The 7,817-nt window shown below is 61.6% G+C and carries 8 protein-coding genes; 4 read left to right on the forward strand and 4 right to left on the reverse strand.

The window, feature by feature from the left end; translation table 11 throughout:
• Positions 1–369 precede the first annotated feature (369 nt).
• Positions 370–1,197 (reverse strand): protein-glutamate O-methyltransferase CheR, encoded by an 828-nt coding sequence (cheR, locus tag ACTJJN_RS16485; RefSeq protein WP_004575768.1) that lies wholly within the window; start codon positions 1,195–1,197, stop codon positions 370–372.
• Between the two features lie 52 nt (positions 1,198–1,249).
• Positions 1,250–2,179 (reverse strand): chemotaxis protein CheV, encoded by a 930-nt coding sequence (locus ACTJJN_RS16490; protein WP_010955104.1) that lies wholly within the window; start codon positions 2,177–2,179, stop codon positions 1,250–1,252.
• Positions 2,180–2,256: 77 nt separating this feature from the next.
• Here ACTJJN_RS16490 and flgA point away from each other — a divergent pair, with 77 nt between their 5' ends.
• The 4 genes from flgA to ACTJJN_RS16510 all read left to right on the forward strand — a co-directional run bounded on the left by flgA (position 2,257) and on the right by ACTJJN_RS16510 (position 4,828).
• Positions 2,257–3,009: a flagellar basal body P-ring formation chaperone FlgA gene (gene flgA / locus ACTJJN_RS16495; RefSeq protein WP_088513384.1), complete on the forward strand. Its 753-nt coding sequence runs from the start codon at positions 2,257–2,259 to the stop codon at positions 3,007–3,009.
• Positions 3,010–3,173: 164 nt separating this feature from the next.
• Positions 3,174–3,488 (forward strand): flagellar biosynthesis anti-sigma factor FlgM, encoded by a 315-nt coding sequence (gene flgM, locus ACTJJN_RS16500; RefSeq protein WP_003254479.1) that lies wholly within the window; start codon positions 3,174–3,176, stop codon positions 3,486–3,488.
• A 49-nt stretch (positions 3,489–3,537) separates the two neighbouring features.
• The gene (locus ACTJJN_RS16505; protein WP_012051592.1) at positions 3,538–4,005 is read left to right on the forward strand and encodes a flagella synthesis protein FlgN; all 468 of its coding nucleotides are present in this window, start codon (positions 3,538–3,540) and stop codon (positions 4,003–4,005) included.
• Between the two features lie 79 nt (positions 4,006–4,084).
• Complete coding sequence (locus ACTJJN_RS16510) at positions 4,085–4,828, forward strand: flagellar brake protein (RefSeq protein ID WP_012051591.1); 744 nt, start codon at positions 4,085–4,087, stop codon at positions 4,826–4,828.
• 93 nt (positions 4,829–4,921) lie between these two features.
• On the opposite strand, the gene ACTJJN_RS16515 is transcribed toward ACTJJN_RS16510, so the two are convergent.
• Complete coding sequence (locus ACTJJN_RS16515; RefSeq protein WP_012051590.1) at positions 4,922–6,262, reverse strand: MFS transporter; 1,341 nt, start codon at positions 6,260–6,262, stop codon at positions 4,922–4,924.
• 132 nt (positions 6,263–6,394) lie between these two features.
• On the reverse strand, positions 6,395–7,636 hold the full coding sequence (locus ACTJJN_RS16520) for a glutamine synthetase family protein (protein ID WP_192907726.1): 1,242 nt from the start codon (positions 7,634–7,636) through the stop codon (positions 6,395–6,397).
• Positions 7,637–7,817 lie beyond the last annotated feature (181 nt).

Genomic DNA, 7,817 nt, shown 5'->3' on the forward strand with positions numbered 1-7,817 from the left:
GTACTGTCAGGTTGATGCCAGAAAAGCGGCAAAGGCCTTCCGCCTGAGGTGACAAAAGCGGCAATTGATGGGCGGCAAAAGCGGCAAAACAAAAAATTGACGTCAGTGTTTTCCTGTGCGGGCCTCTTCGCGGGTAAACCCGCTCCTACACGCGGCCTGTGCCCAACCACCGCCCGATGTCCACCCCCGATCCGTCGTAGGAGCGGGTTTACCCGCGAATACGGTAGCGGCAGCAACGGTGAACGGCGGGTGGAGATTGACCAGCAGGGCCGGCCTCTTCGCGGGTAAACCCGCTCCTACGGGGAGCTCGGCAGGAACAGTGGATAGGCAAACAAAAAGACCGGCACCTCTCGATACCGGCCTTCGTGCTTACTTGGCCTGGTAGATGATCCCCGGGCTGCACTGCACCATCTGGTAATGGTCCGGCAAGCCGTTCAGCGCTTCCGAGGCGCCGAGGAACAGGTAGCCACCTGGCTTGAGGGTACTGTGAATGCGCAGCAGGATGTCCTTCTTCACCTGCGCCGAGAAATAGATCAGCACATTGCGGCAGAACACGATGTCGAACTTGCCCAGACTGGCATAGCTGTCGAGCAGGTTGAACGAGCGGAACTCGACACGGCTGCGAATCGCTGGCTTGACCGCCCAACGCCCCGGCCCCTTGGGGTCGAAGTAGCGCTGCAGGCGCTCCTGGGACAGCCCACGGGCAATCGCCAGGCTGTCGTATTCGCCGGTCTTGCAGTTGGTCAGCATGGTGCCGGAGAGGTCGGTGGCGACGATCTGCGCCCCCATCTTCAACTGACCGAGGTTGCTGCGCTCGAACTCGTCGATCGCCATCGAGATGGAATACGGCTCCTGCCCCGACGAACAGGCCGCCGACCACATGCGCAGGCGCTGGCCGGGGTTGTTGCGGATGAACTCGGGGATCACCTTGTTCTTCAACACCTCAAAGGGGTAGGTGTCGCGAAACCACAGGGTCTCGTTGGTGGTCATGGCATCGACCACCTGCTCGCGCAAACCGCCGCGCGGCTGGGCCTGAATGCGCTGCACCAGCTCACCCAGGCTCTTGATGCCCTGTTGTTCCATCAGCTTGTTGAGACGGCTGGAAACCAGGTACTGCTTATTCTCGCCCAGCAGGATGCCACAGGCTTTCTCCAGGAAGACCCGGAACTGTTCGAAATCCAAATTACCCGTAGACACTACTGCCGCCTCTTTTCAATCACTGGTGCCGGGGGGCATGCCCCCGGCTGCTTCAATGCGCTGCCTTGATCCGGTCGACCACCCGTTGGGCCAGGTCGTCCGGCTTGAACTTGGCCAGGAAGTCATCGGCGCCGACCTTCTTGACCATTGCCTGGTTGAACACCCCGGAAAGCGAAGTATGCAGGCAGATGTGCAATTTTTGCATGCGCGGATCGCTGCGAATCTCCGCGGTTAGCGTATATCCGTCCATTTCCGGCATTTCAATGTCCGAGATCATCATCAGGAACTCTTCTTCCGGCTTTTTGCCCTCATCCACCAGCTGGCGCAGGTAGTTCAGCGCCTGACGGCCATCATTGAGCGCCACCACCTCGACCCCAACGGTCTGCAGGCACCGGCTGACCTGCTTGCGCGCCACTGACGAGTCGTCGACGGTCAGCACTCGCATCAACACCGCCTTGTCCTGCACTTCGGCATCGATCACACCGGCCGATACCGACTCGGACGACGGCGACACTTCGGCCAGCACCTTCTCCACGTCGATGATCTCGACCATGCGGTTGTCAACCCGGGTGACCGCGGTGAGGTAGTGATCACGGCCGGTACCCTTGGGTGGCGGATGGATCTCTTCCCAGTTCATGTTGACGATGCGCTCCACCGAATGCACCAGGAAACCTTGGGTCTTGGTGTTGTACTCGGTGATGATCACGAAGCTGTTGCGTGTGTCTTCCTGCAGCGGCCGCAACCCGGTGGCCATCGACAAGTCGAGGATCGGGATGGTCGCCCCGCGAATATTGGCAACGCCACGCACCACAGGGTGCGCCTTGGGCAGCAGGGTCAGCGCAGGGCATTGCAGTACTTCCCTGACCTTGAACACATTGATGCCGTAAAGCTGTTCGCCATTGAGGCGGAACAGCAGCAATTCCAGGCGATTCTGCCCCACCAGCTGCGTGCGCTGGTTGACCGAATCCATAACACCCGCCATGCCAGACTCCTTAACGTTTCAGCCTTTCGTTGCAACTCAGGTAGCGAGTCGGCACGGGCTTTGCTTTTTTGAGTGTCATGCACACGAAAACGACATTTTCCCGACGATTGACACGCCTGCTGACTGGCCCGCTGGCCACGCTGTGCCTGCTGATGCCCGGCGTTCGCACGGTGGCGAACGCGTTCACCTTGCCTGAACAGCTTATCGGTGTCACCCAAGGGTTTCTTGAATTCACCGTTGAAGATTATCTGTCCACCACCCAGACTACCGGCCGCTATGAAATCCAGGTCAACCCGCTGGACCCACGCCTGCGCATGCCGCTGTGCAGCCAGCAGCTGGACGCCTCACTGGAAAGCCCGGCCCAGCCGCTGGGCCGGGTGACGGTACGGATACGTTGCAACGGCGCAGCACCGTGGACAGTCTTTGTGCCGGCCACCGTGCGACTTTTCCGCGACGTGGTGGTGGTGACCCGCCCGCTCAAGCGCGACAACACGGTCGGCGAAGGTGACGTGGCCCTGCGCGAGCGCGATGTCGGCACCTTGGGCCAGGGCTTTCTGACCGAGCTGGACCAGGCGGTGGGCATGAAGATGCTGCGTCCCACGGTGATCGACCAGGTGCTCACCCCGCAACACCTGGAACAGGCCGAGGTGGTGCGCAAGGGTGACCAGGTGGTGATCATCGCCCGCAGTGGCAGCCTGAGTGTGCGCATGCCGGGCGAAGCCCTGAGCAAGGGCGGCCTGAGCGAGCAGATCCGGGTACGCAACCTCAATTCAAAACGCGTGGTCAAGGCCAGGGTGACCGGCCCGGGCCAGGTCGAGGTCAGTATGTAGGCTGGCTACCAGATTGCGCTGGCAGTGAGGAACCGCTTTTCCTAAACTGTGTCAGAACACGGGTTCGCGGGCTTGCCGACAGGCGGCAATGCATTTGTGCCTAAAGTTTATATCGGGTTGGCCGAAAACAAGGCAAGCGTCCAAATACCCAGAGGTTTCTGATCATGGTCATCGACTTCAGTCGTTTGAATAACTCTCCGTCCGTCACGGGCGGCGTGCGCGGCAACACCGCGTCCGGCAGCGCCGAAAAACCGGCAGCCAGCCAGGAAGCGGTGAAAGACACCAGCGCCAGCGGAGAGGCGGTACACCTCAGCCAGGAGGCACAGCAGTTGCAGAAAATCAGCGACAAGCTGCGCGACGAGCCCGTGGTCAACAGCGCCCGTGTGGCCCAGTTGAAGCAGGCAATCGCCGACGGCAGCTACCAGGTCGATGCCGGCCGGGTCGCCAGCAAACTGCTTGATTTCGAAGCCCAGCGCTGACCGTACGGCGCGCTGACTTCACGGACGCCTGAAAAGCCAAGAGTTAGCCATGCACGACACCACCTTGCTGCAACTGATCGAAGATGACATTGCCCCGATGCAGGAACTGCTCGACCTTCTGCAGAAGGAGTCTGTAGCCCTGCATGGCCGCGATATGGCGCCACTGGAAAATATCCTGGCCCGCAAGCAGTCTTTGATCGTGTTGCTGGAGCAGCAAGGCCTGCGGCGCAACAACCTGCTCACCAGCCTTGGCCTGAGCGCAGATCGCGCCGGCGTGGAGGCTGTGGCGGCCCAATCGCCTAACGGTGAATTGATCCTGCAACAACTGGACGTGATCAGCCAGTTGATGCAAGCCTGCCAACAGCTTAACGAAACCAATGGCCGGATCATCCAGGTGCAGCAACACGTCACCAACAACCAGATCCGGATCCTCATGGGCGGCGACTCGCCTTCGCTCTACGACAGCCGTGGCAGCACCTCGCCGCTGGCCAAGCCGCGCGCGCTCAGCCAAGTGTGATTTTTCTATCAAGGCACAGAACATAGTGGCAAAATGCCGTTACTTGCGTGTGTCGCTTTTGCCTGGAGAACGATAAGCTGTGTTCAATGAATCCGATGCCCCGCAACCACCCAAGGTGTTGAGCACCCCCTTGGAGATTGCGGCCAACTTGCGGCAGCTGCAGGAAAGCCACGACCCCCTGATCATCACCTTCCATGACCGCAGCCAGCGCTTCCAGAGCTATGTGGTGCACGTGGACCGCGAAAGCAACACCCTGGCACTGGATGAGATGATCCCCCGTGACGGCGAGAAATTCATCGAAAACGGCGAGCACTTCCGTGTCGAAGGCTTCCACGATGGTGTACGCATCGCCTGGGAATGCGATCACGCCCTGAAAATCAGCGAAGTTGACGGCCACCGCTGCTACAGCGGCGCCCTGCCGCAAGAGATGACCTATCACCAGCGCCGCAACGCCTTCCGCGCCGCGCTGAAGCTATCGCAGCTGGTCGACATCATCCTCGACGGTGCTCACCTCAAGGGCAACGGCGCCATGCGAGGCAAACTGCTGGATATCTCGGCCACTGGCTGCAAACTGCGCTTTGAAGGCAATGTCGAAGACCGCCTGCAACTGGGCCAGGTGTATGAGCGTTTCAAGGCGGGCAACCCACTGGGCCTGGTGGACACCATGGTCGAGCTGCGTCATCTGCACTATGAAGAGCGCATCAACACCACTTTTGCCGGCGTACGCTTCCACAACCTGAGCGGCCAGGCGCAGCGCAAGATCGAGAGTTTCGTGTACCAGCTGCAGCGTGAAGCGCGGCGGTTCGACAAGGACGATTATTGATCGTCGGTCGGTAAAACAGAAAACGCCACCTGCTGAGGTGGCGTTTTCATTTGTGTTTCTGCTGGGCTGGCCTTTTCGCGGGTAAACCCGCTCCTACACCGACTTGCTGACCTCTTCCGACTCAGGCGCCTGTTGCTGCGCGCCCTTCTCTTCATCCTCGGTATCTTCAGCCGCCACCGGCGCCTGCATCACGTCCTGCACCGTCTGCTCATCCACCCGCGGGTCCAGCGCCGCCGACAACGGCGAACCGGCCGCCGGCATCGCCACGTGGCCCAGCGGTGCGTCCTGCACCTGATGCAGGCCGGTAACCGCTTTCGGCCGAATACGCCACACCAGCACCAAGGCAAAGAATACGAAGAAGGCATACAGCATCTGCGCGCCCAGCACTTTCATCAGAACCCCTGCCGCCAGCGGGCCGACGCATGCACCCACACCGTAGGTCACCAACAGCATCGCCGTCAGCGATACCCGGCGCTCGCTTTCCACGTGGTCATTGGAAAAGGCAACCGCCAGCGGGTACAGGCAGAACTGCAGCAACGAGATCAGGAAGCCGATACCGAACAGCAACTCCAGCGGCACACTGGGCAGTATTGCCAATGGCGCAGCCGCCAGCGCCAGCCCCACTGCCACACTCCGAATCAGCACCGCCCGGTCATAACGGTCAGACAACCAGCCCAGCGGCCACTGCACCAGCAGGCCGGCAAAAATGCAGCTACCCATAAACAGACCGATCTGCTCGGTACTCATCCCCTGGCTTGACGCATATAAAGGCGCCAAACCGTAGAACGAGCCGACAATCAGCCCCGAGCCCAAAACCGTACTGAGCGACTGCGGCACGCGCTTGATGAAAAACTTCGGCTCCATCGGTGCCGGGCGCAAGGGCGCCGGGTGAATACGCCGGGTCATCGCCACGGGCACCAGGCACAGGGCAAAGCACATCGCCACCAGCATCAGCAGCTCAGGGCCGAGCTGCGGGTGCACCACCAGAATCAACTGGCCAAGCACCAGCCCCAGGTACGAGGCAATCATGTAGCCGCTGAACACCGCGCCCCGGTGTTTCACATCGGCCTGCTCATTGAGCCAGCTCTCGATGACCATGTATTGGCACATCATCCCCAGGCCGACGATCACGCGCAGCCCGACCCAGGCCGGCAGCCAGCTGGTCAGGCCATGACCGAGCACCGCAGCGCCGACGATACCGGCACAGGTGGCATAGGCGCGTATGTGCCCTACCCGTCCGATCAGCCGGTGGCCAACCTTGCCGCCAACCGCCAGACCAAAGTAGTTGGCCGCCATCAACGCACCCACCCACAGGCTGTCGACGTGGTCGGCAGCCAGGCGCAGGGCCAGGTAGGTGCTGAGCAGGCCCGAGCCGATCAACATCATCAGCGCGGCGAAATACAACGACTGAAACGGCTTCCATACATTTCGCATACGTCCCGTGGAGCTCCCTGGTCAGGTGGCAGTTTTGGGTGCTAGCAGCATAAAGGCAAAAACCGCCTGGCGCAGGCCCCCCGACAGCTATTTGGCATTGCGGGGGCGTGCCCGGTGCAGGTTGTGTCGCGCTCAGGCCTGTGCCGCCAGGACCCGGCGCTCCCACGGCGTGATCTCGTCGAAGAAATCGCTCAGCTCAAGCGTCTTGCTGGCAATGTAGCCTTCGATGAACTCGCTGCCGAACAGTTCCCGCGCCAGCGTGCTGCGCTTGAGCCTTTCAAGGGCCGCGTGCAGCGTGCACGGCAGGCTCAGGTGCTCGGGCACTTCGAATTCGCCCTGGATGGCTGGCGATGGCTGCAAGCGCTGCTCGATGCCATGCAGCCCGGCGGCCAGGCTGGCAGCAATGGCCAGGTACGGGTTGGCATCGGCCCCAGGCAGGCGGTTTTCCACCCGTCGCGCGACCGGTGCACTGGCCGGAATGCGCAAGCCAGCGGCGCGATTGTCCTCGGACCAGCACGCATTGTTCGGCGAGGCATAGGGGTGGCACAGGCGCTGGTAGGAATTGACGTTGGGCGCGAACAGGGCGGTGAAGTCGGCCATGCACGCCTGCAACCCGCCGATGAAATGGTGGAAGGTGTCTGTCGGCAGGCCCTGCTCGTCACTGAACACGTTACGCCCGCTGCCGGCCTCGACCAGGCTCTGGTGAATGTGCATGGAACTGCCGGGCGTACGCGCCAGCGGCTTGGCCATGCAGACCACGGTCAGCCCATGCTTGAGCGCCACTTCCTTGAGCAGGTGCTTGAACAGGAAGGTCTGGTCGGCCAACAGCAGCGGGTCGCCGTGCAGGAGGTTGATCTCGAACTGGCTGACACCCATTTCGTGCATGAAGGTGTCACGTGGCAGGCCGAGCGCGGCCATGCAGTGGTACACCTCCTTGAAGAACGGGCGCAGGCCGTTGTTGGAACTGACACTGAACGCCGAATGGCCCAGCTCGCGGCGGCCATCGCTGCCTACAGGCGGCAGGAAGGGTTGCTGCGGGTCTGTGTTGGGGGCAAAGACGAAGAACTCCAGCTCGGTTGCCACTACCGGCGCCAGGCCCAGTGCCGCATAGCGGGCTATCACGGCCTTCAGCTGGCCCCGGGTGGACAGTGCCGAGGGCCGGCCATCCAGCTCGTTGGCATCGCAGATGGCCAAGGCGCGGCCGTCATCGCTCCAGGGCAGGCGGTGGACCTGACTGGGTTCGGCCACCAGTGCCAGGTCGCCGTCATCACTGCCGTAGAATTTCGCTGCTGGGTAGCCGCCCATGATGCACTGCAGCAGCACACCCCGGGCCATCTGCAGGCGACGGCCTTCGAGGAAGCCGTCGGCGGTCATCACCTTGCCGCGCGGGACGCCGTTGAGGTCGGGAGTGACGCATTCGATTTCATCGATGCCCTGGAGCTGAGCGGTGCTCATGACGCTTGTCCTTGTTGTTGTAGGCTGACAACAACATAGGCTGCGGGTGTTTAAAATATCAAGCAGCCTATAGAGGTGCCTGTGCCGGCCTCTTCGCGGG

The sequence above is a fragment of the Pseudomonas sp. 22515 genome (assembly GCF_052044625.1).
Taxonomy (GTDB): Bacteria; Pseudomonadota; Gammaproteobacteria; order Pseudomonadales; family Pseudomonadaceae; genus Aquipseudomonas; species Aquipseudomonas alloputida.

Bases quoted from the DNA above. Each gene is read 5' to 3' on its own strand.
- ACTJJN_RS16520 (WP_192907726.1), bottom strand. From the start codon at position 7,636: ATGACCGCCGACGGCTTCCTCGAAGGCCGTCGCCTGCAGATGGCCCGG.
- ACTJJN_RS16490 (WP_010955104.1), bottom strand. From the start codon at position 2,179: ATGGCGGGTGTTATGGATTCGGTCAACCAGCGCACGCAGCTGGTGGGG.
- flgA (WP_088513384.1), top strand. From the start codon at position 2,257: ATGCACACGAAAACGACATTTTCCCGACGATTGACACGCCTGCTGACT.
- flgM (WP_003254479.1), top strand. From the start codon at position 3,174: ATGGTCATCGACTTCAGTCGTTTGAATAACTCTCCGTCCGTCACGGGC.
- ACTJJN_RS16505 (WP_012051592.1), top strand. From the start codon at position 3,538: ATGCACGACACCACCTTGCTGCAACTGATCGAAGATGACATTGCCCCG.
- ACTJJN_RS16515 (WP_012051590.1), bottom strand. From the start codon at position 6,262: ATGCGAAATGTATGGAAGCCGTTTCAGTCGTTGTATTTCGCCGCGCTG.